This is a genomic window from Nocardia sp. NPDC055321, from assembly GCF_053645575.1.
Genome location: NZ_JBSHMS010000034.1, coordinates 16890 through 40923 on the forward strand (window position 1 = coordinate 16890; position 24034 = coordinate 40923).

The 24034-nt window shown below is 69.3% G+C and carries 25 protein-coding genes; 12 read left to right on the forward strand and 13 right to left on the reverse strand.

Annotated elements, in window-relative coordinates; genetic code table 11:
- Positions 1–15: 15 nt before the first annotated feature.
- A complete protein-coding gene (locus tag ACWIGI_RS36245; RefSeq protein ID WP_454208076.1) occupies positions 16–777 on the forward strand; it encodes an ABC transporter ATP-binding protein in 762 nt (253 codons plus the stop codon).
- Positions 778–835: 58 nt separating this feature from the next.
- Here the strand turns inward: ACWIGI_RS36245 and ACWIGI_RS36250 are convergent, their stop codons facing one another.
- The 5 genes from ACWIGI_RS36250 to ACWIGI_RS36270 all read right to left on the reverse strand — a co-directional run bounded on the left by ACWIGI_RS36250 (position 836) and on the right by ACWIGI_RS36270 (position 6803).
- Positions 836–1510: a hypothetical protein gene (locus ACWIGI_RS36250; RefSeq protein WP_454208077.1), complete on the reverse strand. Its 675-nt coding sequence runs from the start codon at positions 1508–1510 to the stop codon at positions 836–838.
- A 454-nt stretch (positions 1511–1964) separates the two neighbouring features.
- On the reverse strand, positions 1965–2144 hold the full coding sequence (locus ACWIGI_RS36255; protein WP_454208078.1) for a hypothetical protein: 180 nt from the start codon (positions 2142–2144) through the stop codon (positions 1965–1967).
- Between the two features lie 137 nt (positions 2145–2281).
- Positions 2282–4996, reverse strand: a complete 2715-nt coding sequence (locus ACWIGI_RS36260) for a DUF4132 domain-containing protein (RefSeq protein ID WP_454208079.1) — start codon at positions 4994–4996, stop codon at positions 2282–2284.
- A gap of 329 nt (positions 4997–5325) precedes the next feature.
- A complete protein-coding gene (locus ACWIGI_RS36265; RefSeq protein WP_454208080.1) occupies positions 5326–6384 on the reverse strand; it encodes a protein kinase family protein in 1059 nt (352 codons plus the stop codon).
- A gap of 8 nt (positions 6385–6392) precedes the next feature.
- On the reverse strand, positions 6393–6803 hold the full coding sequence (locus ACWIGI_RS36270) for a PPOX class F420-dependent oxidoreductase (protein WP_454208081.1): 411 nt from the start codon (positions 6801–6803) through the stop codon (positions 6393–6395).
- 158 nt (positions 6804–6961) lie between these two features.
- On the opposite strand from ACWIGI_RS36270, the gene ACWIGI_RS36275 reads away from it, so the two are divergent.
- From ACWIGI_RS36275 to ACWIGI_RS36295, 5 genes are all read left to right on the forward strand, one after another.
- Positions 6962–7489 carry an AAA family ATPase gene (locus tag ACWIGI_RS36275; RefSeq protein ID WP_454208082.1) on the forward strand — a complete coding sequence of 176 codons (528 nt, stop codon included), beginning with the start codon at positions 6962–6964 and terminating at the stop codon, positions 7487–7489.
- A 251-nt stretch (positions 7490–7740) separates the two neighbouring features.
- Positions 7741–8673: a hypothetical protein gene (locus ACWIGI_RS36280; RefSeq protein WP_454208083.1), complete on the forward strand. Its 933-nt coding sequence runs from the start codon at positions 7741–7743 to the stop codon at positions 8671–8673.
- Between the two features lie 51 nt (positions 8674–8724).
- Positions 8725–9483: a phosphotransferase gene (locus ACWIGI_RS36285; protein WP_454208084.1), complete on the forward strand. Its 759-nt coding sequence runs from the start codon at positions 8725–8727 to the stop codon at positions 9481–9483.
- Between the two features lie 148 nt (positions 9484–9631).
- Positions 9632–11134, forward strand: a complete 1503-nt coding sequence (locus tag ACWIGI_RS36290; RefSeq protein WP_454208085.1) for a DUF222 domain-containing protein — start codon at positions 9632–9634, stop codon at positions 11132–11134.
- A 753-nt stretch (positions 11135–11887) separates the two neighbouring features.
- Positions 11888–12496 carry a dihydrofolate reductase family protein gene (locus ACWIGI_RS36295; RefSeq protein ID WP_454208086.1) on the forward strand — a complete coding sequence of 203 codons (609 nt, stop codon included), beginning with the start codon at positions 11888–11890 and terminating at the stop codon, positions 12494–12496.
- Positions 12497–12531: 35 nt separating this feature from the next.
- Here the strand turns inward: ACWIGI_RS36295 and ACWIGI_RS36300 are convergent, their stop codons facing one another.
- Together ACWIGI_RS36300 and ACWIGI_RS36305 are read right to left on the reverse strand one after the other, a co-directional pair.
- Positions 12532–13035, reverse strand: a complete 504-nt coding sequence (locus tag ACWIGI_RS36300) for a hypothetical protein (protein ID WP_454208087.1) — start codon at positions 13033–13035, stop codon at positions 12532–12534.
- Positions 13036–13065: 30 nt separating this feature from the next.
- Positions 13066–13254 carry a hypothetical protein gene (locus ACWIGI_RS36305; protein ID WP_454208088.1) on the reverse strand — a complete coding sequence of 63 codons (189 nt, stop codon included), beginning with the start codon at positions 13252–13254 and terminating at the stop codon, positions 13066–13068.
- Positions 13255–13334: 80 nt separating this feature from the next.
- Here ACWIGI_RS36305 and ACWIGI_RS36310 point away from each other — a divergent pair, with 80 nt between their 5' ends.
- Both ACWIGI_RS36310 and ACWIGI_RS36315 read left to right on the forward strand, forming a co-directional pair.
- Positions 13335–14180 (forward strand): class I SAM-dependent methyltransferase, encoded by an 846-nt coding sequence (locus ACWIGI_RS36310; RefSeq protein WP_454208089.1) that lies wholly within the window; start codon positions 13335–13337, stop codon positions 14178–14180.
- Between the two features lie 124 nt (positions 14181–14304).
- Positions 14305–15441 (forward strand): LLM class flavin-dependent oxidoreductase, encoded by a 1137-nt coding sequence (locus ACWIGI_RS36315; RefSeq protein ID WP_454208090.1) that lies wholly within the window; start codon positions 14305–14307, stop codon positions 15439–15441.
- Between the two features lie 160 nt (positions 15442–15601).
- Here the strand turns inward: ACWIGI_RS36315 and ACWIGI_RS36320 are convergent, their stop codons facing one another.
- Together ACWIGI_RS36320 and ACWIGI_RS36325 are read right to left on the reverse strand one after the other, a co-directional pair.
- The gene (locus ACWIGI_RS36320) at positions 15602–16813 is read right to left on the reverse strand and encodes a glycoside hydrolase family 76 protein (RefSeq protein WP_454208091.1); all 1212 of its coding nucleotides are present in this window, start codon (positions 16811–16813) and stop codon (positions 15602–15604) included.
- A gap of 60 nt (positions 16814–16873) precedes the next feature.
- On the reverse strand, positions 16874–17224 hold the full coding sequence (locus ACWIGI_RS36325; RefSeq protein ID WP_454208119.1) for an HNH endonuclease: 351 nt from the start codon (positions 17222–17224) through the stop codon (positions 16874–16876).
- Between the two features lie 186 nt (positions 17225–17410).
- On the opposite strand from ACWIGI_RS36325, the gene ACWIGI_RS36330 reads away from it, so the two are divergent.
- Positions 17411–17809, forward strand: coding sequence for a hypothetical protein (locus ACWIGI_RS36330; RefSeq protein ID WP_454208092.1), 399 nt, complete (start codon positions 17411–17413; stop codon positions 17807–17809).
- 13 nt (positions 17810–17822) lie between these two features.
- Here the strand turns inward: ACWIGI_RS36330 and ACWIGI_RS36335 are convergent, their stop codons facing one another.
- Complete coding sequence (locus tag ACWIGI_RS36335; protein WP_454208093.1) at positions 17823–18485, reverse strand: hypothetical protein; 663 nt, start codon at positions 18483–18485, stop codon at positions 17823–17825.
- A gap of 5 nt (positions 18486–18490) precedes the next feature.
- Positions 18491–19099 carry a hypothetical protein gene (locus tag ACWIGI_RS36340; protein WP_454208094.1) on the reverse strand — a complete coding sequence of 203 codons (609 nt, stop codon included), beginning with the start codon at positions 19097–19099 and terminating at the stop codon, positions 18491–18493.
- 171 nt (positions 19100–19270) lie between these two features.
- Between ACWIGI_RS36340 and ACWIGI_RS36345 the strand changes: the two genes are divergently transcribed.
- Entirely contained in the window at positions 19271–19906 is a 636-nt protein-coding gene (locus tag ACWIGI_RS36345; RefSeq protein WP_454208095.1) for a TetR family transcriptional regulator, read from the forward strand.
- Between the two features lie 31 nt (positions 19907–19937).
- Here ACWIGI_RS36345 and ACWIGI_RS36350 read toward each other — a convergent pair whose 3' ends face one another.
- Positions 19938–21050: a lipase family protein gene (locus ACWIGI_RS36350; protein WP_454208096.1), complete on the reverse strand. Its 1113-nt coding sequence runs from the start codon at positions 21048–21050 to the stop codon at positions 19938–19940.
- 98 nt (positions 21051–21148) lie between these two features.
- Between ACWIGI_RS36350 and ACWIGI_RS36355 the strand changes: the two genes are divergently transcribed.
- Together ACWIGI_RS36355 and ACWIGI_RS36360 are read left to right on the forward strand one after the other, a co-directional pair.
- Positions 21149–21718: a TetR/AcrR family transcriptional regulator gene (locus ACWIGI_RS36355; RefSeq protein WP_454208097.1), complete on the forward strand. Its 570-nt coding sequence runs from the start codon at positions 21149–21151 to the stop codon at positions 21716–21718.
- A gap of 118 nt (positions 21719–21836) precedes the next feature.
- The gene (locus ACWIGI_RS36360) at positions 21837–22700 is read left to right on the forward strand and encodes an aldo/keto reductase (RefSeq protein ID WP_454208098.1); all 864 of its coding nucleotides are present in this window, start codon (positions 21837–21839) and stop codon (positions 22698–22700) included.
- A 135-nt stretch (positions 22701–22835) separates the two neighbouring features.
- Here the strand turns inward: ACWIGI_RS36360 and ACWIGI_RS36365 are convergent, their stop codons facing one another.
- Entirely contained in the window at positions 22836–24029 is a 1194-nt protein-coding gene (locus ACWIGI_RS36365; protein ID WP_454208120.1) for an RNA polymerase sigma factor, read from the reverse strand.
- Positions 24030–24034: the final 5 nt, after the last annotated feature.

Sequence of the window (24034 nt, forward strand, 5' to 3'; positions counted from 1 at the left end):
GACGGAGGTCGTCGAATGACGTTGCGCGCGCTCGAGGTGTCCTGGACCCGATCCGGGCGGCTGGTGCTGGACGGGGTCACGCTCGACCCGAAGCCGGGATCAACCGTGGGGCTGCTCGGGCCGAACGGTTCGGGGAAGTCCTCGCTGCTGCGGCTGCTGGCCGGGCTCGACCGGGCCGATACCGGGCGGGTGCTGCTCGATGACGCGGAGCTGCACGAGATTCGGCGGCGGCAGCTCGCGCGGCGCATCGCGCTGGTCGGGCAGCACGCGGACACCGATCTGGATCTGACCGTCCTGGACGTGGTTCGCCTCGGGCGCATTCCGCATCGCGGGGTCTTCGGCGGCGACTCGGCCGCGGACACCTCCGCCGTCGAGCGGGCGCTCGAGGCGGCGGGCCTGACGCACAAGGCGACTCGGCGCTGGCACACCCTCTCCGGCGGCGAGCGCCAGCGGGCGCTCATCGCGAGCGCCCTGGCCCAGGAGCCGCGCGAACTACTGCTGGACGAGCCGACCAACCACCTCGACATCGCCCACCAGCTCGAGATCCTCACCCTGGTGCGCGCGCTGCCGGTGACCGCGATCCTGGCCCTGCACGATCTGAACCTGGCCGCCATGTTCTGCGATGTGCTCATCGTCCTGGATCGCGGTCGCGTCGTGGCGACCGGCACGCCGCCCGAAGTGCTGACCGAACAGTTGATCGCGGAGGTGTATCACGTGCGGTGCCGGGTCGAGGTCACCGACGAGGGGAACACCTCGGTGCGGTTCCTGCGCGGGTGACGGCGCGATCGAGCGGTGTCGCGTCCCGGCGGATGTCACCGGGACGCGCTGTCGCACTTCAGTTCTGACAGACCGGCACGACGGCGGCGGGATCGCAACGCGCCGGGCAGGCGAGAATGTAGACCTGATTGCCCAGCAGCAAGCCGTCGTCGATGCCGTCGCACGCGAGCGACTCCGCAGGGTCCGGATCGAGGTAATCGCGGAACGCGAAGTCCTCGGTGACCTGGCACAGGAAGGTCATGTCCGCACCGCAGGCACAGCGGACCGCCGGCGCGTCCTGCACCCAGTACGCTGCGCCGCCGACTTTGAAGCCCTGGAGCGGACCGCTGTAGTCCGGATCCGGATCCCAATCGGCGTGTGCGGCCAGCGACAGGCGGCGCGGCGCGAAGTACGGGTCGCGGTCGGGACGGGGAGTTCCGGCGTGCTGGAGCAGGATTCGCCAGAATCGCGAGTCGTTGGCCAGCGGCGTCTCCCAATACCGCTCGGGCAGTTGCGGTTCGGGATCGAACGCGGCATCGCTGTCCACCGGGCACTGGAACACCAGCAGCTGATCGCCGCCGAAATGCGGTACGTCGGCGGGGACTTCGAGCTGGAAGTACAGGGCCATCGTGGTGCCGCAGTCACACACCGGCACCTGCTGTCCGGGGTCTAGTACCGGCCATCCGCCGATGCTGTCGCGGTCCCCCGCTCGCGCTGCCGCCGAATCGATTTCGATCAGATACGTACGTTCCATCGCCCTGCTCACAACCCCTCCCGTGCCGTTCTCGCGGGGAACGTTAGCGCAAACCCCGAACAACCGAGCGACCGAGCAGGCACGGGATGTCAGCATCGGAGGCACAACAGAGCATGGTCAGCCAGCTACCGGCGAGCATAGAGTTTCCCGGTGTCGGCCCCACACGCCCCGGGACCGACAGGGTGGAAGCCCCGTCCGAGCGTGTCTGCCTGACCTCGGACGGGGCCCGCCTCGTGCGGTAGAGGGGAACGCACGAGGCGCGAACACCCACCCGCGCACCGGCCGTCAGCGGTCGAGCGCCCGCCCCGCGGGCCGGCGAGAAACCCATCCCAGGCAGCACCCTCGAACAGGAGGGCGGGTCCTCGCGGTCCCCGGCCACAGACCTCGTCTCGGACGTCTCACAGGCCGGATGCGGGTTACGCCATACCGGCCGGGATCACCCGAGCCGCAACGATCACCGCTTCGGCGGCTCGGCGGACAGCAGTCGCCGGATAAGCCCGAGCAGCGGCACCCGCACCACGGTCCGGTGCGCCTCGCCCTCGGAGGTCACCAGCGCGCGGGTGAGGTTCTTCGTGTTCACCTGGAAGCCCACGACCCGGACCTCGGTGTGCTGCTCGTCGTTGCCGCTACCCACAGTCGTACTCCTACGCTTCCGCGCCCCGCACCGACCGCCGGGGCCACCGCCACAGCATGCCCGCACGTGCCCGGGCCCGCAGCCGATCGGCGCGGCGGATTCCGAGCGACGCCACCTCTTCGGTCACTCGCCCGCGCTCACCTCGCACCCGGTGTGTTCGGCACCAGCAGGTGGAGCTGCCGCACCAGCTCGGATTCGGCGATCGCCGCCGTGTATCCGCCGACGCGCTCGGGCGCCGCGCCCCGGCTCGCGCGGCGGACAGCGAGCCGGACCGTGATGGTCTGCTCGGGGAACAACCCCGCGTTGCCGATCGGGACACCGGGCCGCAGGTCGATCTCCACCGTGCGATCCATGCCGAGATCGTGGAACACCTCGTCCCACACGCCGTTGTCGAGTGCGGGCCCGCGATCCCACCCCACCTGCACCAGGCCCAGAATCCCGCCGGTCGGCACCGTGACCTCGGCGAATCCCGGAAGGACGCCGACCGCGCGTTCCGCTTCGGACAGCGCGTAGGTCTCACGCTGGATCTGCGAGAACGGTTGCAGCATCTCGTAATCGGCGAACAGCTCGGCCCACGCACCGAGCCCGGCGGTCAGGTGCAGGGGATGCGCGATGCCGACGGTCACGTCGTCCGGCAGGGGGATCGGGGCGTCCGCGGCATCGGCGAAGCTGAGATCCTCCGCGATCCGGAACGACCCGGCCACTCCCCCATCCCGATCGATGATCACCCACACCAGGCGACGGGCGATATGCCGGATCAACGGGTGCTCGACGAACAACGTCCGGTGATCGGCGACGGTCCAGCGGCGACCGGTGACCATCGCGCGTTCGAATCGCCGAATCTGATCGCCCGCGGCGGTTCGCACCGCCTTCTTCACCTCCGCGAACCGCTTGTGCGCGGCCGGCGCCAACTCAGGATCGTCCTTCGCGCCGGGCTTGGGCAGCGATTTGCGCGCGGCGAGCCGCTGCCAGCGACCGTCCTCGTCCCGCGTCGCGTCGTGGACGATCGGCTTCAACTGTTCGTCGAAGCCGACGACGAACCCGCGCGGACCGTAGTCGAGGACGAGGCCGCCGTCTGCGTCCAATCCGAAATCCGGGGTCAGCCGGTCCGCCAGCTCGTCCGCCGTCAGTCCCCGGGCCCGCGCCACCGCGGCGATCTGCGCCCGCGCGGTGCTCTTGAGCCCCTTGAACTTCGCCTTCTCCGCGATCCCGTTCAGCTGCATCAGCGCGGCGTCCGTGCCGATCGAGGTCAGCACGTCCAGCCCGGCCACCGCCCGTGCGTGCCCCGACTGTCCGGGCCACGCGTGGATCAGCGGGGTCAGCCGCCGCACGGTCTCGTCGTCACCGAGCACGGCCAGCGCGCGCAGCACCCACGGGTTCTTGGCCGGGAATCCGGCGCGCTGCCAGAGTTCCAGGACCGTCCAGGCGAATTCGGCCAGCGAGCCGGGATCCGCCGCCGCCCGCACCTGCGTGATCGGGCCGGCGTCCCCGTCCGTTCCGTACTTCACGAGCGCACGGCACAGGTCGTCGAGCGCGGCGACCGGCAGCACCGCGTCCCCGCCGCGCAGGGTCACCGCCGGAAGCGTTTCCGGTATCAGCCATTTCGGGGTTCGGGGAGCCTTCGCCGATCCCGCCTTCGGTTGCCGCCACGGCGGGTCGCGCAGCACCTCGGGCAGCTCGTCGGGGCGGGCCTGGCGGATATGGCCGCTGCCGGTGTAGGCGACCACCGGCGGCAACTCCGGTGCGAGGGCCGGGTCCGCGTGCGCCAGCGATCGCAGGATGTGCCGTGCCAGTGTCGATGTCGGCGCGAGGGGAAGCAGCACCGGCAACGCGCGACGCGGAGCGCGCCGCGCGGCCAGACTCAACGTCTGCGTGGCGTGTTCGTTGCCCAGCTGGGTGAACGCCGCGGCGAAGGCGGCGGCGGTCGGGAAGTGGGTCAGGATCTCGGCCACGCGATCGGCGGTTCGCGGTTTGTACGCGCCCCCGCGCAGGAGCCGCTCCAGCACCAGCGCGACCTCCGGGCCGAAGCGGTGCAGGGCGACCGGCAGGTAGCTCCATTCGCTGTGCCAGAAGAAGCTGTCGCGCAACGCGGTGAGCAGTGTCTCGAAGTCCGCGGCCGTGGTCACCGAGGCGGCGAGGAAGGCGAACCGGTGCGGGTTGACCGCCTGCCCGGTGACCGTGGCGAGATCGGCGGCCGTCCACTCCGGTTCGGTGGGCGCCAGGTAGGAGGTGGCCTGCTGAAACAGCAAGCCGCCCGGGGTGTTCCGCAGGAGCGCCAGGCGCCGCACCACCTCGCGGTACTCCGGTTCGGGCAGCGCCGCCAGGTGGGCGCGCATCGATTTCAGTTGATCACTGACTGCGGCCGACGCGGGCGAGCCGGGATCCTGCGGGTGTAGCCAGGTGGTCCGGAAGCGCTGCACCCAGTCGTACCGCGAGGTTCCGGTCAGCGTCAGGTGCCACACGGCGGTCTCCGCGGCGAAGGCGACGCCGCGCTCGGCCACCCAGACACCGGCCGCGTTGTTCGGCTTGTCGGCGGCACGCACGAGCGCGTGCGCCAGCACCGCCGCGCCGAGCGGTGAGCAGGTCGACGGATCGGCCAGTGCCTCGCGTCCGGCCGCCGCCAATCCCGGCTCCCCCTGCGCCGCTGTCTCGTCGAGGATCTCCACGACCCGATCCCGCTGTGCCGCGATCAGATTGCGGTAGGTCTCCTCGGCCGGCACCGGAAGTGGTGGCGGCGGCTCGGGCGGCGGTGTGACACCGCGGGTCGGCGCGGGGCTCCCGCGCCAGGCCGGAGGCAGTTCCCACTCCTGCGCCTCGATCGGCTCGGCGAAACTCGTTGCGGTGTCCGGCATGATCCCCCGAATCGTCGTTCGTGTTGTCGCCGCGACTGTAACGACCATTGCCGACATCCGTCCCCAGGCTCGCACCGTAGGAAGGCAGCCACACCTGGCACGTCCGGGGGCATGGGGGTCCGTCAGGTGTCGGTGCTCGCCACCGATTGCACAGCACACCAGGGTATTTGTCCGGTTGTCCTCGTTTTCGACGCGAGTCCCGAGTTCCTGCCGTCGGCCCTGCCGGAGCACATCGTGAACGCGACGGCCTGTACGTCGGGCCGTCGCGCGGGCAAGGATCTCCGGCCACATCCGTTGATCCGTTCGCCACGTCATCCGAGGTCGGGCAATCACCCGTCGAGAAACCGCTCGATCTCCCCTGCTGGGTACGGCGTGGTCCGGCTGGTCTCCCGAAACTCCCTCGCGAACACCGCCATCGCCGCGGCGACCGGCGCGTTCCGCGCGATGACGGCGGCGACCTCGCCCGAAATCGACTCCACCGGTTTGCCTTCGGCGATATCCCGCATCATCGCCGCACGGAGGTCCCGGTCGCCGCGCTCGAGCCCGCACAGCGCGGTGAGCAGCCATCCCACCAGATAGTTGGCGGTGAAAGCGCGGTCGTAGGTCCGATTCCTATCGAAGAACTCGGCCTCCTCCGGTGCGAGATCGAACTCACGGGACAGCGCAAGGCCGAAATCGCCGAAGTAGAGACGGTGACCGTCGGTGAGGATGTTCTCGAAATGCGCGTCCATATGCAGCATTCCCCGGCCGTTCATGAACGCGACCCCGGCGGCCAGTTCCCGCTCCAGCATCGCGCAGGCCCGCGCGGCGGCGGCTTCGCCCGCCTCGATCCGGTCGTTCAGCCAGGAGTGCAGCGTCTGCGGGATGTACTCGAGGAACAGCGCGATGCTCGCCGACGAGTCCCGCACGGCCTCGATCCGGTGGCGGATCCGGGTGCGGCCGTCCCAGTACGCGACGGCGTGGTCGATGTCGGCGAGCTCGTCCGGGAGCGGTGTCGTATCCGGCAGCACCCGCCAGTGGTACATCAGCGGAAACCCGTCGTACACACCGGAAATCACCCAGTCGGTCGTCATGACGTGCGCGGCGAGCTCACGCCAGGCCCCGAAACCCGCACCGCCCACCAGGCCGATACCGTAGTGGTAGAACTGCGGCAGGCCGAACAGGTTCGCCGTCGACCGCCGGTGCCGGGGCTCCCGCTCCAGGTCGCTGAGCGGCACCCGCTTCACGAAAACCGGTGTGCCGCTGACCTCCAGCAGCGCCGACTTCCCGCCGATGCCCACCCCGAGCGGCACGGCCGCGTCCAGCAGCTCACCGATCGCGCGGTCGCTGTGCAGCGCCAGCGCCGTGGAGACCGTGCCGTGGGCGAGCAGGCGCGCCGGGCGGGTCATGTCGCCGTTCATCGATGCCGCGCGTGGCGGGTGCCGTACCACTGCTCGCCCGCCGACTCACCGGTCAGATTCCAGCTCCAGGATTCGTTCGGCGCGATGCGCAGGTAGTAGCCGGGGCCGACCATGCCCATACGCTCGACGGGCGGTTCGGCGAGACCGTAGACGCGGACGCCGCGCGCGATGAACGGGTCGAGCGAGACCAGGTCGTCGACGACGAGCGCCACCTCGGTGTTGCCCGCGATGACGTTGCGCGCCTTGCGGGTTAGAGGAAACGTCGCGCCGCCGCCTACCCAGAAGGCGGACCCGTCGAACTCGAAGGCGACCGGGACGACGTCCGGCTGCCCGTCGGCGGAGCGGGTGGCAAGTCGAGCCAGCGGCTGCGACCGGAGATAGTCGAGTTCGGCATCGGTGAAACCCATGCCGACCTATTATTCCGCAACCGTGCGGATGCTCCCGGACGGTCCGCGCCCGGCGGCCCGTGTCGCCCGGGCGGATACCGATTCCGGCGCCGGCTGTGCGCAATGCGACGCTGAACCATGGGACTCGTCGTCCACCACCGTCGAAGCGAAGGAGTCGAATGCGTATCGGGGTATCCGGACCTCACGGAACCGGGAAGACGACGCTGGTCAACGACCTGTGTTCGCGTTTCGGCGAACTCACGCCGGTCGACGAGCCGTACGTCCTGCTCGAAGAGGACGGCTACGAGTTCGACTACCCGCCGTCGCGGGCCGACTACCGGGCGCAGCTGTCCCGCTCGATCGAACTGCTGGCCACCGAGCCCGACGGTTCGGTCTTCGATCGCACCCCGCTGGACTTCCTGGCCTATCTGTCGGCGACCGGGTCCGATATCGACACGTTCGAGCCCGCTGTGATCCGAAAGTCTTTGGCCACATTGGATCTGCTGGTGGTCGTTCCCATCACGCGCGAGACGGAGGCCCGGCTGCCTCCGGCGGAGATGCTCGGCCTCCGGAGCGCGGTCAACGACTCGCTGCTGGAGCTGGTTTACGCGGACCAGTTCGTGCCCGACATACCGGTGATCGAGTTGACCGTTCCGCTCGCGGATCGCGTGGAGAAGATCGGCGCGGTGATTCGCGAAAAGCGATAGGGCGGCGGCATCTTCGGGGCATGCGCCGACGTGCTGACACCCCAGAACTCGCGCCCCCAGAATTGACGTCAGCGCCATTGTCCGCATTCGCAATTCGTCGTGCCGGGGTCGGATATGTTCGGTCGGAATCCGGCCTTGTCCGGCACCACCTCGAACTTGCGGGATCGCCCTCGAACCCGGCCGTCGAGCAGTTCGAGCCGAGATAGAGGAGCGGTAGGATCCGCACGCGCAGAACAGTTCTCGAACGGGCGATGTCCGTCCTGCTCGCGGCGGTCGCGGCGCTCACGCTCACCGCCTGCTCCGGGCTGCTGACCGACTATGACGCGGTGGCCGCAGAGCTGAAGGCGCAGATCTCGGCCATGCCGGGCGTCCAGCGATTCGACATCACGATCGGTGACGATTTCTTCGAGGGGGACAGCTACCTGCGCATCACCGCGGGTGTGCCCGACGCGACCGACCAGCAGCTCGATGACGTCGTCGAGCGCCTGCGCGAGCACATCGGCGAGTTCGACGGGCTGCGCGAGCGCGACATCGAATTCGTCGTCGGCGACAGGGCACGGGTCGCGATCAACCGGGAACTGGACCTCGATTCGTTCCGTGAGACGGTCCGACATGTTCGCCAGTACACGGCATCTGTCCCCGACGTACGGATCTACTGGGACGAGCGCACGACACCCCGGATCAACATCATGGACGTGAAGACCGGGACCGCCGAGCCGCTCGTCGCGATCCGGGCGATGATCGGCCCGGACTCGGCAGCGGAGGTGAAGATCGAAGCCCCCGAGTTCGAGCACTGGAACGTGAAGCTGCCCCTGCCCGTCGATCGGGAAATCGACCTGCGGCGGCAACTCTCCGAGATTCCCTGGGCAATAAAGTTCATCGAGATCGATGGCAGCCAAGTCGTCTCGCTCATGCTGCACGAAAAGACGCCGTCCACGCCCGACGCCGACATCGCCTTCGACGCGCTGTCCAGCGCCGTGCGGGCAGTGAGCCCGACCCCCGAACATCCGCTCCGGCTGACGTGGAACTGGTTCTTCTACTACACCGAGAGCAAGCGCAACGAGGGATACCTCCACGCCGCCGGCTGCGACTACTACCTTTCGACGATCACCGAGGAAAGGCTCAGCGCCGTCGCCCTGACCGTCCAACGCCGAATGCGCGAAGAGTTCGACACCTGCGAGTGAGATGCGTCGGGCGAGGGGTCCGCAGTCGGGGAGCCCGGATATCTTTCGGGAATGGAATTCGCCGGAGGATGGGACAGTCGAGCGACCCTGGTGGACGGGCGCTGGGTAGTGCGCACACCGCGCCGCCCCGAGGTCGAGGCACAGCTGCTGCGCGAGACCGAGACCATGCCGTGGCTGGCGGCCCGGCTGCCGCTGCCGGTCCCGATTCCCGAGGTGGTCACCCGCACTCCGCTGGTGGTGCGGCACCCGCTCGTACCCGGCGAACCGCTCGAGACCCCGCTCGCCGCGCACGGCCGGGCACTCGGGGAGTTCCTGCTCGCCCTGCACGGCACGCCCGTCGACGCCGCCGTGGAGCGCGGGTTCGCGGGCGCGGAACGGACGCATCACGATCGAGTTGATGCCGACCGGCGATTCCGCGCCGAAGTGCTTCCGCTGCTGCCGGATTCGCATCGGTCGCGAGGGGTGGAGCTCCTCGACGCGGTGCTGCGGTTCCCCACGGACACCCTCGTCCACGGCGACCTCGGACCCGAGCACGTGCTGGCCGACGGGACGCGCGTCACGGGCGTCATCGACTTCGGCGACGCTCATGTCGGGGACGCGGCGATCGATCTGGCATGGGGGTTGTTCGGCACGCCGGCGGGGTTCGCGGACGAACTCGCGCGGGTGTACGGGGTCACCGAGGAGCTGCGTGAGCGGGCGTTGGCGTGGCATCGGCTGGGGCCGTGGTACGAGGTTTTGTACGGGGTGGATATCGATGATGCGAACGTGGCGGCGCAGGGGGTTGCGGGGGTTATCGAGCGACTTGGATAGGTTTTGCTCTCGAGAGCGGAGGGTGGTTCGTTGCCTATTGAGAGCACTGTGAATTGCGGGAGATTTGACATGCCGATTTGCCCGAATAGTGTTGTATACCAATAGAATTGGGCTATTCATTCTCGCTATCAAGGCGTAGAATAGAGGCATGGATTCGAGAGAGGTGCCCACCATCGCGACCAGTGCCAAAGCACTCGCCGCCGCGGTGGAAAACCTGCTCGAATTACCGATGTACTCAATGGCCGATGGCGAGGTCGTCGACGTCATGCAGGAGCTCGAAACCAGCTTCCGCAAACTCGAAGCCGTCAAACAGCGGTTCGCTCTCGAATGCGGAGCACGAGACCTGGGCCCTCGCGCAGGCGTGAAGAGCTTGATCCTGTTCCTGCAACAGACACTGCGCCTGTCCTACGCCGAGGCCGCCACCCGAGTCCGCAACGCTGATCTGCTGTCGACAGTGTCGGCGGGTTCGAGCACCCGGCCCCCGAAATTGCCGCTCGTAGCCGCAGCCCAACGGGCCGGGGAGATCTCCGCCGACCATGTGAAGGCCATCCACGATGCGCTCGAGCGGATCCCCGACGCCGCCGGTACGGAGGTCAAAGACCATGCCGAGGAGCATCTGACCTCTTATGCCCGTGAGGGTGACCCGAAGGGTGTGACCAAGCTCGGGGTGCATATCCTGGCCCACGTTGATCCCGATGGGCGTTTGACCGAGGACCGGGACCGGCAGCGAGTCCGGAGCGTCAAGATCGGGCACCAGGGCATCGACGGCATGTACCCGATCTCGGGGTATCTCACCCCGCAGTTGGGGGCGGTCATGATCCCGATGTTCGAGAAGTTCGGACGACCCGGAATGTGCAACCCCGACGACCCCGAAAGCCCCTGGACCACCGCCGAACTCGGCCTCGACACCGAACTCGACGACGGCGACGAGAACGCCGACGACGCCGATGCGAACGACCCCTCGCTGACCCCGGCCCAGCGTGCCCGCGCCGCTCTCCGCGCGAAGCTGCGCGCGGCAGCCAAGCGCGATCACCGCAACGCCGAGCAGCGCAACCACGACGCGCTGATGGTGTTCTTCCGCCCCGACATGGGACCCACGAAGCTCGGATCGCATCGCGGACTTCCGGTTTCGACCATCATCACCATGAGCATCGAAGACCTGGAGAAGCGCGCGGGCGTAGCGACCACCGCGACCGGTGGCACCATGTCGATCACCCAAGCCCTCCAGGTGGCCAGGAACTCGACCCCGTATCTGGTGGTGCTCGACCGAAACGGCCGCCCCTTGCACCTGTCTCGTGGTCAGCGTCTGGCGAACCCGGCTCAGCGGTTGGCGCTCACCGCCACCGAACGCGGGTGCACCCGCCCCGGTTGCGACGCGCCGGCGAGCCGCTCCGCCGTCCACCACATCCGAGAATGGGCCGATGGCGGCGAAACCGACATCGAGAACCTGACCTTGGCGTGCGATGCCTGCCACGCCCAGATCAACACCGGCCCGAACGGGTGGCAAACCGTTGTCATGGGTGAGGATTCGGAGAATCCGGGCAAGACCGGATGGATTCCTCCACCACACATCGACCGAAGTCGTAGGCCGCGTGTGAACTTCCGTCATCATCCCCAGTTTCCGGGTATCCCCGCACGATGGCGCTGTTAGCCCTGGCCCTGAGTATCGAGTCTCACCGCTGCTTTCGACTCTGCCTCTTCGGCTTTCCCATGCCGAAGGGGCTCCTCGCGCGCCCAAGCCCTGGCCCGGCCGTTCACACCCATGCGGCTGGTGCGTCCACACGTATCAGTGTTCACGCCCGTGGCCGACGTAGCCCAACCCCACACCCACTCCGGCTTCCGGCGGGGTTCGGGAGAGCGGGCAAAACAGATGCGGCAGTGCTGGTCACGTCGCCTGCCGTACCCGGCCTTTGGCTCCCCAATTGGAAGCGCGTTCGTCCTTCCAGCCGGGTCGACTGGCCGTGGGAACCTTCTCGAGACCTACAGACAAAGACTCGTCATCAACACAATGAGGTGATGTCTCTGGCGGTGATAGTCGTATCCGGCCCGGGGTTGGGAACTCGGCTACGCATCCGAGGGCTTCGATCCCGTTGATCGGCTCGGGAGGGCTGGAACCGCCGTCGAGGCTCCCAACCTGCTCCGGCTGGTACTCCGTTATCCAGGCGTCCTTCCCCCGGTAGGGCACCCAACCGCCGTCGAGTCTCCCGACGTGCCCCCGCCGGTACTCCGTTTCTAGTCGTCTTTCCTGCGGTAGGGCACCCCGACGGTGATCCAGGCACCCCACCCACCCCGGCCGGTACTCGGATATCGCGGCCTCACTCCCCCGATCAAATCACCAATCACCCGATGAATTTCCGCCCCTCACCGAGTCACAACCCATAACACCGAAGGAAAGGACCCCACCATGTCGGAACTCCTCGTCGATTTCATCACCTCCCTCGACGGCTATGCCTCGGGCGAAGGCTGGCCCGGATTCTGGGGCCTCGAAGGCCCGGAATACCTCGCCTGGCTGGGCGAGCAGCCCAAGGCCACACACCTGATGGGCGCCAATACCTATCGCCTGATGTCGGGCTTCGCCGCGGGCGAGGTTCCGGATGGCCAGGATGAGTTCCGTCCCGAGGAAGAGGCGTCGGTCGACGAGCTCACGCGAGCACGCAAGGTGGTGTTCTCGTCCTCGCTCGAGGACCCGCTGACCTGGGCCAACTCCACCCTCGTGCGCGGCGATGCCGTCGAAGCGGTGCGCGCCATGAAGGCCGATGACTCGGGCCTGCTCGCCACGATCGGCAGCCTGAGCCTTAGCCGTTCCCTGCTGCGAGCCGGTCTGGTGGATCGCTTTCGGGTGGTGATGTTCCCGGTGATCACCGGCGCTACCGGCTCGGAACGCATTTACGACGGCTATCCGGATGTCGCCCTCGAAATGGTCGAGCACCGCACCTTCGATGATGGTATTCAGCTGGTCGAGTACAAGCCCCGGGTGCTGGAGCACCCCCCGCTCGGCGCGCCCGCGGAATGACACCCGGTTCGGTGCCGGCGATCAACCGGGAGTGATCACGAACCCGAGGAACCGGCGAAGAGCGGGAGCACCAGTGCGGCGGAGCCGGATGTCGAGCCGGAGTTCAGGGAGCTGCCGATGATGTTGCAGACGCTCGAGACCGCCGAGCCCAGCGAGAGTGAGATATCCGGGTAGCCGGACGGATTCGGCGGGCAGATGGCCAGTTTCACCGAGCGAGTGGAGCTGCCCTGGGTGACGGTGATCGTGTACGCGCCGACAGCGGGCGGGGTCCATGCGACCTCCGCGAATCCGTACAGTCCGTCCGAGCTGCCGAATGGAGTGTCCTGGCCGATGATCGTGCCGTTCACCGCCACGGTCACCGGGCTGAGCCGGTCGGCTCCGCTCGTCGTGATCGAAACCTCGCAGGGCACCGCGGGTTTGCTGCAGCTCACGCCGAACGATTCGACGGTGGCGTGTGCGGCGGGCGCCAGCGCGACCGGCAGGGCGACGGCCGGTGCGCAGAGGAGTCCGATGGCCGCGATCCGGGATGAGGAGATCATGCGCGGGATCGTATGCGAAGTGCTTGCATTTCAATTGCGAAGCGCTGCCCCGGATTTCATGGGGTGGACAGCGGGCGCTACCTCATCCGGATCGAACATCTCCTGGAACGGCCCGGCGAATGATCCGCCGAGCCAGCGGCGCTTCGCACGCATGGCGGCCCACCCGAGCACTATCAGGGGACCGAACATGGCCGGCAGCAACAGCACATCCCCGCCCATGGCTGCGAGCGTACCGGCGTGGCGGGCCCTCCGGCCGGGCGCGACGTGACCGCACCGCCGAACAGGAATAACGTCGGGACATGGACTCGCCCGCGCCGATCGCCGCGCCGAATGATCCGCACTACACGCTGCCCAATGGCTGGGACTTCGCCGCCGAGCGCCTCGCGCTGCTCGGCGCGGCCTACGACCCGGAGAGCACGGCGCTCGCGCGCCGGCTGGGGGTGGATGCGGGGTGGCGGTGCCTGGAAGCCGGAGCCGGCGGCGGGTCGTTCGCGCGATGGCTGTGCCGGACCGTACTGCCCGGTGGGCGGGTGCTGGCGGTGGATGCCGATCCGCGTCACCTCGCCGACATCCCGGGACTCGGCGGTGAAGTCGCTCGCGTGGATCTCGTCGGCGGCGCGCTTCCCGAGCGCGAATTCGATTTCGTCCATACGCGATTCGTGCTGCTCCACATCGCGGATCGCGACATCGTGCTGGAGCGATTGGTTCGGGCACTCGCGCCCGGTGGCGTTCTGATGGCCGAGGAAGGCGATGGACTCGGGGTCCTCGATCAGATGCCGGGCGCGTTCGGCGAGGTGTGGCGCGGGTTCGCGCGCTCGACCGAAATCGCGGGCGCGAATCAGTCCTGGGCGCGGAATCTGCCGGCGCGGCTGGAGGCGCTCGGACTCGTCGATGTCCGGGCCGAGGCGCAGATCCCGATGTTCCGGGGTGGTTCGCCCGCCGCGCGGATGTGGAGTCTCACCTGGGCCCAGGTGAGCGATGCGCTTGTCCCCCTCGGGGTTTCACCCGGCACGATCGCTGCCGCGCAGGCGGAGCTCGCCGACGAACAGCGGTGGTTCCATGCCCCGCCCACCGTACGGACGTGGGGATACCTCCCGGCCGCGCACGCGCACCACGCCGAGGAGTCGACACGGCGGCCGGGATAACACCTTCCCCTGTTCACCGGTCAGGAGTCCTAGCTTCTTGCTATAACTCCAGCAGGGTTCCTCTCGGGGGGTGGCTATGGTTCGGCGGGAAAGTCCGTACAAGGTACGGCCGCACGGTGATCGGGTGCGTATCGGGTCGTTGATCGAGCCCATCGCCCCGGTGTGGGCCATCAGGATGAATCTGCGGACCGCTGGTCTACTGGGGGTCGACGACGTGTGGTTCTCCGATCACACCAAGTCGGCGTTTCCCGCGGCCGCGTGGAATGCTCGCTTCTCGCCGATGGCGCGGTACGTCACATCACTGGATGCCTACCTGGATCCGACTGTCGCGCTTGCGCGCTGGGCTCGCCCACGCGGGCCCGCCATGGGTGTCGCGGTCACCGATGTCGTGCGCCGCAGTCCGGCGGATCTGGCGCGCGCGTGGATGTCGCTGCACCATCTGTCGCGCGGCAAGGTCGTGCTGGGGATCGGCTCGGGCGAGTTCGAGAACACCGTTCCCTACGGCTTGACCCTGGAGCCGCGCGCGGCCCGGCTCGCCGACGCCTTGACGGCCCTGCGCGCCGCGTGGGCGTCGCCCGACGAATTGCTCACGCACAAGGGGCAATTCCACGATTGGCACGATGCGAGGTTCGGGCTGCCGCCGCTCGGCGGCACGACTCCCCCGGTGTGGGTCGCCGCGCAGGGACCGCGCGCCTGCCGCATCGCCGGGGAGCACGGCGATGGCTGGATGTTCATCCTGAACGACACCACCACCTCCTGGCACGATGCCGCGAGTAACTTCGCGCGCGGCGCCCGGGATGCCGGACGCGATCCGGAAACCCTGCACCGCAGCGTGTTGCTGGCACCGCTGCTCGCACCCGATCAGCGGGTGCTGGACGAGCTCTGCGATGCCCCCTTCATCCGGGCCATGGCCCTGGCGATGCCCGGGGCGAGCTGGACGGCGGCGGGCGCGACTCATCCCCTCGGCGCCGATAATCCCGGCTATTCGAGTGTGGACCCGGCCGTCTTCGAGGGCGAGCAGTTCGCCGAGTACAGCAAGCACGTCACCCCGGAGCTGGTGCGCGGCCTGATGCCCTCCGGCACCGCCGCCGACGTCGAGCGCTGGCTGAGCCCCTACCTCGACGCCGGTCTGAATCACGTGCTGTTCTACGCCTTCGCCTCGGCCGTGAAGCCGCGGCTGGCCGCCGCGGGCCTGCGCGAGCAACGCCGCCTGATCAGCTCACTGAAGAAGCGCCGCCCGGGCAGACTCGCCGAGGCGTGATCGGCTGCGAGACAACGCCTCCGACTGCTCAGGACACCCCGTACTCGTCCTCGACGTGTTCGAAGGCGCTGATCCAGAAGTCGGAGTCGAGCCAGGCGGCGGGCACGTCCGAGCGGAGGGAGCACACGAGGGGCTCGGCGGCCCCGGCTGCGCGCTCGAATCACAGTCCGGCGGCGGTGATCCGGTGATCCGCTTCGAACAGCATCCAGCCGCTCAGTTGAACGGACAGATCGGGGCTCAGATTCTTCGAGGGCGGGCCCGGGGGCAGGAGCAGCTGGGCGGCGGCGGGCAGGCCCGATGCCGTCACCGGGGCCGACCAGTCCACGCCGAAGAGCGGGAGGCCGTCCACCTCGGCCCGGTTGTCCCAGGCGGCGCGGGCCGAATCGTGCACGATGCGCGCGGCGGTCGTATCCCCCAGGGCTAGTGCGGCTTCGGCCAGATATCGGGCGAGCACGCCCATGAAGAGCCCGGAGTCGTCGTCACCGCCCGCGGTGATCACCCCCGCGTCGGTCAGGCCCGGACCGGTCGCCGCGATCAGGTCCGTCACTCGCCGCCGACGCTCCGAATCGCCCGTGCGCACGGCCAATTCGGTTTCCAGTCCGATGGCGAGGCCGTGACAGTAGGTCAGCGTGGTGCGGTTCAGTCGGCCGCCGGGTTCGTGCACCCCGTCCAGGGTCAGGCCGCTGTCGGGATCACGTAATCGGGTGTGCAGGAATTCCGCCAGCCGCTCGGCGCGCGCCACCTCCCCGAGCCGCGCGAAGGCGATACCCGTCGGGCCGATCGCGGGGGTGTTGAAGTAGTCGTCGCCGACCCGCCACGGCACCGCGCCGACCACCGGATCCCAGCCGTCGAGCAGTGCGGCGCGCAGGTCGCCGACGGCGTCGCCGAATCGGAGACCGAGTAGTCGATCGGCCCGTTCGAGGGTGATCGCCAGCCAGCCCATGTCGTCGTAGTACCGGTTCGTCCAGCCACCGAAGTTGCGGGCCCGGATACCGGCCGCGAGAGCGGCGACGCGGGCGAGGCGCTCCGGGTCGCGGTCGCGGCAGGCGGCATCCACCGCGCAGTCGAGCAGGTGCGCCTGCCACCAGTAGCACCATTTCACGAAGGGCCGATCGGTGACCGCCGACGGCCAGACCAGCCTGCCGAGTCGCAGACCCTGCTGACCCCACAGCGGGCGCACGTGGCGGCGCACGATCGCCTGTTCGGCCGGTTCGGCTCGTGCGCGGCTCGCGTCGGCCCCGGCGGCGTACGGGCTCACCTCCCGGGTGATCCGCCCGGTCGGAGCAGGCCTGGTCACGGCGGCGACCGTGATCGCGGACCCGGCCGCGATCAGCACGCGGCGGCGGCTGACACCTGTGTTCCGGCAATCCATCCGCCCGGACTCCTCTGCCAGAGAAACGATCGCCGACAACGAAAATCGTTCAGCTACAGCCTATCCGGCCACGTCGTCGATCGTGTTCGGACCGATCGGCTCCGCATCGGCCGCGGCGGCGAATCGGATGGTGAGTTCGGCGCAGATCTCGTAGTGGCGCACCAGGAACGCGCGTTCGTCGAGCTTCTTGCGGCGCAGCCACCCCGTCACCTCGGCATTGCACTTGCTGGCGTTGCACGATCCGCACGCGGGCACGACGTTACCGAGCGTGTAGCGCCCGCCGCGCGAAATGGCTTGCACGCAATCCTTCTGGGGCGCGCCGTCCGGGGCGCCGCAGTAGGCGCATCCGCCCCAGGAGGTCTTGAGCGCGGTCCACTGCGCCTCGGTGAGATCGTGGGTGACACGCGCCATCCGCTTCTTGCGCTTGCGCGCGGCGCGAACCTGTTTGCTACCGCCAGTCGGCACGAAGAATGAGAATACGCGTCGCGAGAGCCGATGTGCCGGAGGCGAGCACGGCGATGTCGGATCGCACGGAGGTTTGAATTCGTGCCCGGGCGGTACTGACCACACAGGGCGAATACCGGGAGGTTGGCTACCGTGGTCAAAGCGCTACTCATCGCGGCCGGGGTGTACATGGCCGTCATCGGACTCGCGTTGCTCGTGGTTCCCGTGCAGTTCGGGGTCGACGCCGTGCCGGAGGACGCCTCGCCGGAGCTGGTCGCGCTGCTCCGGCTGCTGAGCGGGCCGTTCCTGGGGGTGGCGGTGCTCAACTGGATGTCCCGCGCGGCCGAGCCGGGATCCATCCGGAACACCGTGCTGCTGGCCAACCTGGTGGGGTTCGGCGTCGTGGCGGGCAACGACGTGTGGGGCGTGCTCAGCGGGGACGCGCGGGATCTGGCCGCAGTCTTCCTGGTCGTGCACCTGGCGTTCACGGCCGCGTTCGCGGTGGCCCGGGTGCGGGCCGGGCGCGCTCCGGAGAGCGCACCTTCCCCCTAGAGCGCCACCGTATTCAGTTGGCGGCCAGGCGAATCCACACCTGCTCCGAGCGGGACAGCAGGCGGTTGTCGCTGCCGTACAGGGCGGTGGCGGTACGCACCTTGCGGCCGTCCTCCGCGTGCAGCGCGCCGATCACCACGCAGGGCTCGCCCGGGGCCGGGTAGTCCAGGACGGCCGCGGTCATCGAACCCAGAACGGCCGGGCGCTCGAAGAGTTCGGGGACCGTCCAGCCGCCCGGACAGTCCATGGCGGCCCACAGCAGCGGCTGACCGATGGGCACCGTGCCGTCCGGTGTCCAGGGCGCGGCCACCACGCCATCGCCGACGGGACCGGCCTCGATGCGCAGGCCGTCGGTGCGCAGACTGCCGCAGACGAAACAGCGCCCGAAGATCTCGCTGTCGTTGACCTCCCCGCTCGCCGCGGCCGCCGTCGCCGGTGACACCGGCTGGGGCACCGCACGTTCGAACGCGCCCGCGGACGAACGAGCGATCAGGTTATCGCCGTCGAACAGTTCGCCGTCGGCCACGCGCAGCGGCGTCTCGAGCGGCGGCGGATTCCGCAGCACGACCGTGACGACGTCCTCGTCCCGGGTCTCGGCCAGCAGCCCGGCGACATATCCGCCGTTGCCCGAGTCGGGCGGGCCGTTGAAACGAGCAGGCACATAGAGCGTGGTCATATCGATCACGGTAGCGAACCGGGTCCGACCGGGTCGCGGAGATCTTCCGGGACGTAGCGATCACCGGGCCACCAGAGGCCGAGCGCGGTGATCCACGGCTGGAAGGGCGCGCCGATCACGCCCTGGTCCTGGGACATGCGCTCGAAGTGGCGTTCGACCGCGATGACTTTGCCTGGGTTCGCGTCCCAGAGGTTCGCCATGGCGAGGGTGGCCGGGCGGTCGGCGCGGTCCGCGGCGGCGTCGTCTTCTTCGTCGTCGTCATCGTCGTCATCCGGAGACGAATCCGGTGGCGGCAGGAACTTTCGATAGACGAGCTCGGGTTCGGAATCGGTGACGCGCCACGTGCTCCAGGCGCAGCCGTGCTCGTCGTAGTCGTCGGCGGCGGCCACCCGCGCGGTGTGCAAACCGGCGAACAGACCCGGGGCATCGGAAGACGCGTACGTCACGTAGGCGCACACGCGCCACCAATCCCCGACCCGCCGTACGGATTCCACCAGCACGCGATCGCCGTCGACCCCGGCGGCGGCTGCCACGCGGTGCACGTTCTCGACCATCGCGGCGGCTTCGGAGGCGGTGGCGGTATCGGCGATCACCGCCAGGCCGAAGGTACTCATGCCCGCATTCTGCCGCAGATCCGGGCGACCGGGCGGGCCGTAGCTCCGGCGTTGTGCGCGCCGAATGCCCCGGTGGATCCGCTACCATCCCGGGTATCGGAATTATTCACAGTGCATGGTTATCCGACATGGCGTTTCGGTTCACGAACGAGCGATGGAGGGCGTAGCGCAGTGGCTGCTCGAAAGGTATTGACCCGCGCGGAAAGTCAGGCGCAAACCCGGGACAACCTGATCGACGCGGCCGCGGAGCTCTTCCTGCGCGACGGCTACTACGCCACCTCCATCGCGGCCATCGCCGCGGAAGCCGGTCGCACGATCGGCGCGGTGTACAGCAATTTCGACAACAAGGAATCGCTCTGCCTCGAGGTGCTGCGCCGCCGGGCTTCGGCCGAACTCGCCCGCCTGATGGCCGATCTCATGGCCGCGCCCACCGGAGTGGACGCCCGGCTGGTCGTCATCTCCACCTGGTGGGCGCGGCTCTCCAGCGAGGTCGCGCTGTCCACGCTCTTCGCCGAATACGCGCTGAGCGTCCTGCGCGATCCCGACCAGAGCGCCCGCGCCCGCGAAACCGCCCTGCGGGTGCTGGAATCGGGCCGCACGCTGTTCGAGGACTTCGCACCCGAAGGCATCGACGCCGCGGGGCCCCAGATGGATCGCGCCATCATCGCCGTCATATCGATGGGAACCGGACTCGCCGCGGGCCGGGCCGCCGACGTGGTCACCGCCGAGCAGTCGGCCACGATTCTGAGCGACAGCATTCGCATGTGGTTCCGCGAGATTGGCGAGGGCGTGCTCGCCGAATCCTGAACGGCTGCACCGTCGCTCGCCGCCGGTCGACCTACCGGAACAGGCCCGCCAGGAAAGCGTTGGTCTCGGCGTGGGTTCCGTCCAGCACCTGCATGTGGTCGTAGCCCGGATAGTCGCGGAGGGTGAACTCCACTCCGGCGGAGCGCAATTCGGCCGCCTGGCGCCAGACCATCGGCGCGGGGACGTCGATGTCGTTGGTGCCCTGGACGATCAGCAGTGGCCCGGTGTAGCCGGTTGTGGGCACATCCAGGACCGGGCGCGCCACCGCTTCGAAATCGCCCTCGGCCAGGGGGCGGGTGAACATGTCCGCCATCGAGACCCCGTCCAGGGTCGCGGTCATCTCGTCGTAGCACAGGCGGGAGCCGTCGGCGACGATGCGGCGGCCCAGCGGGGTGAGGTAGGCGTCGAGGTCGAAGCCGGGGCGGGCCGCGTGCACACCACCGAGTACGTAGGCGGTGTAGGTCTTCATACCCGCGGGCAGGATGTCGGGGGTGCCCGGGCGACCCAGCAGCAGCATCGTGTCGGTGATGCTCGCGCCCGGCGCGAAGGCCACCGCGCCCCGATAGTCGAGTTCGGGCGCGTACGTGGCGGCGATCGCAGCGGTGAACAGCGCGGCGTGGCCGCCCTGGGAGTGACCGACCGCCGCCCAGCTGTTCGACAGGGCGGGATGGGCCGCGCGCGCGGCGCGCACCATGTCGATCGCGGCCTGCGCGGCCGCGCGGCCGTCGAGGTACGCGTGCTCGCCAGAGGTACCCAGGCCGATGTAGTCGGTCGCCGCGACGGCGTATCCCTGGGCGAGCAGGTTCTCCAGGTAGGGGCGGTAGAAGGTGAAGTCGGTGTTCGACGGCGCGCAGGCGTCGGCGCGGCCGACGGTTCCGTGCTCCCAGGCGATGATCGGCCGGCCGCCCGGCGGGGGCGGGCCGGGTGGCAGGAACAGCGCACCCGAGGAGGTGACCGGCTCGCCCAGTGAGTTCCGCGTCGAGTACTCGAGGCGCTCGACCGTGGCGGCGCCGGGAATTCGCACGTCCAGGGCCGCGACCTGATCGACCGCCCCGAGATTGTCCGCGTGGGCGGGCGCGGTCGCGGTCACGACGGCCGCGACCCCGATCGTCGCGGCACAGCAGGCGGTGATGAACCGGTTCATGCTCGGGGACTCCTCTGCGATCTGCAACGCTGTTATGCAACGCTGTTGTATGACAGTGTTGCCGGAGTCGACCGCGAACGCAAGGCGAGGACTCCCAGATGCCCATCGAAGTGAACAGCTCCGACCGCAAACAGCAGATCGGCCTGGCCGGGGTGCGCATCGTCCGCGAGCACGGCGTGGCCGGCCTGACCGTGCGCGCGGTCGCCGACGCACTCGGCGGCTCGACCAGCCTGGTCACCAACTACGTCCGGAATCGCACGCAGCTCCTGGACCTGACACTGGAAACCCTTGTCGCCCAATGGGACAACCAGATCGCGGAGCTCACCGGCTCCCCCGCCGACAAGTTGCGCGCGGTCACCGTCTGGGCCCTGGACTGGACCGGCGAATCGAGTCCGCTGGTGGCGAAGATCCTCGTCCAGTTGCTCGGCGAGAAGACCATCGACGCCGATCGGCTGGCCGCGCTGCATCGCGAACTCGACCGCCTGCACGGGCGCATCACCCAGGCGCTGACGGCCGCAGGCATCCCGGACCCCGAACCCGTGGCCGATCTGCTGTTCCTGGCCTCCCGGGGCGCGATGCTCGCGCAGGTCGAGAATCCGGCGGGCTGGCCCGCCGACCGGCTCGCGCGGGCCGCGACCGCGTTCACCGGGCGCCTCACGACGGAGTGACATAGACCGGGCCGGTCACGAGCACGATCGGCGGCGGCTCCGCGCAAACCCGGGCGCGGTTGGGTAGGTTTCCAAGCGAGCGGTGACGCTTCGTCGAATCCGACCGGAAGGAGACCCGGTGACTGCGCGACCCCCTGCCGGCCGATTTCTCCTGGGCGGGGATCTGCCGGTGCAGCGGATCGGGTTCGGGGCCCTGCAGGTCTCGAGCCACGGGTGGCAGGGGCCGCCGCGCGACCCGCAGGTGGGGCGGACCGTGCTGCGGCGGGCGATCGAGCTCGGGGTCGACCACATAGACACGGCGGACTACTACCGCAGCGGCGACGAATCGGTGGCCGCGAATGATCTGATACGGCAGGCGCTTTCGCCCTATCCCCCGGAACTGGTGATCGCGGTCAAGGTCAGCCCGGCCTTCGGGCCCGGCGGCGTGTGGGAGACCCCGGACGGGGATCTGCGCTCACAGGTGCTGGCCAATCTCCGATCGCTGGGGGTCGATCGACTGGATCTGGTGTATCTGCGGATCGGGACCACGTCGGTGCCGCACGGTCTGTCGCTGGCCGCGGAGTTCGAGATGCTGGCGGAACTGCGCGACGCCGGGCTCATCCGGCATCTCGGGCTGAGCAACATCGACGCCGGCCATCTGGCCGAGGCGCGAGCGATCGCCCCGGTCGTGGCCGTACAGAACGACTTTCAAGTCACCGACCGCGGCGAGGACCCGGTGCTGGCGGCCTGCGAACAGGACGGAATCGCGTTCGTGCCGTTCTTCCCGCTCGGCGGCCACCGCACCGATCACACCGCGCGGCTCGCCGACGTCGCCGCCCGGCGTCACGTCACGCCCACGCAGGTCGGGCTGGCCCGGCTGCTGGCGCTCTCGCCGGTCACCCTCGCCATCCCGGGCACCGGCTCGGTCGGGCACCTCGAGGAGAACATGGGGGCGGCCGGAATCACGCTCACCGAGGACGAGTTGCGGGAGCTCGGCGGCTGAACCGCGTTCGGTGGGCGCCGCGTAGTTCCACCAGCCCGAGCCGCCCGCGCGCGGAATCCGAGCGGGCAGCCGACTCGCCCGAATTCGTTGCGCTGGAGCGGGTTCGGACCGGACTCGGATCGGAGTGTTCTCGGACTATCCGTCGGCGACTTCCCCTCGACCAGGTAGAGGCTCGGCGGGCCCGTCTCGGCCGATCAGGGCATTGAGCCGGGCGGCCTGGCGGGTGAGGTGATCCCGTTCGGCGGTGTTCGACGCGGCACGGGCCGCCTCGGCGTACAGGCGGGCGGCGGTCTCGGGATCGCCGGCGCGGTCGTGCAGGTAGGCGGCCGCGGCGGTGTGGCGGGGCAGGGACGGATCGAGGGCGGCCAGGGCCGCCAGGCCCGCGCGGGGACCGTCGGACTCCCCGAGGGCGACGGCCCGGTTGAGGCGGGCGACCGGGCTGTCGATGAGCCGGATCAGCTCGTCGTACCACTCGACGATCTGTACCCAGTCGGTCTCCGCCGCCGAGTACGCGTCCGCGTGCAGGGCTGCGATGGCGGCCTGGGACTGGTACTCGCCCAGTCGATCTCGGGCCAGCGCGGCCTGCAGGACTTCGACGCCCTCGGCGATGAGCCGCGTGTCCCAGCGGGTGCGGTCCTGTTCGGCGAGCGGGACCAGGCTGCCGTCCGGGCGGGTGCGCGCGGGCCTGCGGGCGTGATGCAGCAGCATCAGCGCCAGCAGGCCCGCGGTTTCCTCGTCGTGCGTCATGACCGCGAGTTGCCGGGTCAGGCGGATCGCCTCGGCCGCGAGGTCGACCTCGCCCGAATAGCCCTCGTTGAAGACCAGGTACAGCACGCGCAGCACGGTGGCGAGATCCCCGGGACGGTTGAAACGGGCATCGGACACCGTGCGTTTGGCGCGGCTGATGCGCTGCGCCATCGTGGCCTCGGGGACCAGGTACGCCTGCGCGATCTGCCGAGTGGTCAGGCCGCCGACCGCGCGCAGGGTGAGGGCGACCGCCGACGCCGGGCTCAGCGCGGGATGCGCGCACAGGAAGTACAGCTCCAGCGTATCGTCCACCGCCGCAATCGGTTCCGCGGCGGGCTCGGCGTCGGCGATGTCCTCGCGCCGGCGGCGGGAGGCGTCCGCGCGGGTGGCGTCGAGGAACTTGCGCCAGGCCACGGTGATCAGCCAGCCGCGCGGGTCGCGCGGCGGCTCCCCCGGCCACAGTCGCAGCGCCTCGATCAGCGCCTCCTGCACGGCATCCTCGGCCGCCGCGAAATCCGCACCGCGCCGGACGAGGACGGTGATCACCGCGGGTGTGAGTGTCCGCAGCGCGACCGGGTCCACCGTGC

Excerpts from the sequence above, each read along its gene's own strand:
- ACWIGI_RS36245 (WP_454208076.1), top strand. The coding sequence starts at position 16 with ATGACGTTGCGCGCGCTCGAGGTGTCCTGGACCCGATCCGGGCGGCTG.
- ACWIGI_RS36250 (WP_454208077.1), bottom strand. The coding sequence starts at position 1,510 with ATGGAACGTACGTATCTGATCGAAATCGATTCGGCGGCAGCGCGAGCG.
- ACWIGI_RS36260 (WP_454208079.1), bottom strand. The coding sequence starts at position 4,996 with ATGCCGGACACCGCAACGAGTTTCGCCGAGCCGATCGAGGCGCAGGAG.
- ACWIGI_RS36265 (WP_454208080.1), bottom strand. The coding sequence starts at position 6,384 with ATGACCCGCCCGGCGCGCCTGCTCGCCCACGGCACGGTCTCCACGGCG.
- ACWIGI_RS36270 (WP_454208081.1), bottom strand. The coding sequence starts at position 6,803 with ATGGGTTTCACCGATGCCGAACTCGACTATCTCCGGTCGCAGCCGCTG.
- ACWIGI_RS36275 (WP_454208082.1), top strand. The coding sequence starts at position 6,962 with ATGCGTATCGGGGTATCCGGACCTCACGGAACCGGGAAGACGACGCTG.
- ACWIGI_RS36280 (WP_454208083.1), top strand. The coding sequence starts at position 7,741 with ATGTCCGTCCTGCTCGCGGCGGTCGCGGCGCTCACGCTCACCGCCTGC.
- ACWIGI_RS36285 (WP_454208084.1), top strand. The coding sequence starts at position 8,725 with ATGGAATTCGCCGGAGGATGGGACAGTCGAGCGACCCTGGTGGACGGG.
- ACWIGI_RS36290 (WP_454208085.1), top strand. The coding sequence starts at position 9,632 with ATGGATTCGAGAGAGGTGCCCACCATCGCGACCAGTGCCAAAGCACTC.
- ACWIGI_RS36295 (WP_454208086.1), top strand. The coding sequence starts at position 11,888 with ATGTCGGAACTCCTCGTCGATTTCATCACCTCCCTCGACGGCTATGCC.
- ACWIGI_RS36300 (WP_454208087.1), bottom strand. The coding sequence starts at position 13,035 with ATGATCTCCTCATCCCGGATCGCGGCCATCGGACTCCTCTGCGCACCG.
- ACWIGI_RS36305 (WP_454208088.1), bottom strand. The coding sequence starts at position 13,254 with ATGGGCGGGGATGTGCTGTTGCTGCCGGCCATGTTCGGTCCCCTGATA.
- ACWIGI_RS36310 (WP_454208089.1), top strand. The coding sequence starts at position 13,335 with ATGGACTCGCCCGCGCCGATCGCCGCGCCGAATGATCCGCACTACACG.
- ACWIGI_RS36320 (WP_454208091.1), bottom strand. The coding sequence starts at position 16,813 with ATGGATTGCCGGAACACAGGTGTCAGCCGCCGCCGCGTGCTGATCGCG.
- ACWIGI_RS36325 (WP_454208119.1), bottom strand. The coding sequence starts at position 17,224 with ATGGCGCGTGTCACCCACGATCTCACCGAGGCGCAGTGGACCGCGCTC.
- ACWIGI_RS36335 (WP_454208093.1), bottom strand. The coding sequence starts at position 18,485 with ATGACCACGCTCTATGTGCCTGCTCGTTTCAACGGCCCGCCCGACTCG.
- ACWIGI_RS36340 (WP_454208094.1), bottom strand. The coding sequence starts at position 19,099 with ATGAGTACCTTCGGCCTGGCGGTGATCGCCGATACCGCCACCGCCTCC.
- ACWIGI_RS36350 (WP_454208096.1), bottom strand. The coding sequence starts at position 21,050 with ATGAACCGGTTCATCACCGCCTGCTGTGCCGCGACGATCGGGGTCGCG.
- ACWIGI_RS36355 (WP_454208097.1), top strand. The coding sequence starts at position 21,149 with ATGCCCATCGAAGTGAACAGCTCCGACCGCAAACAGCAGATCGGCCTG.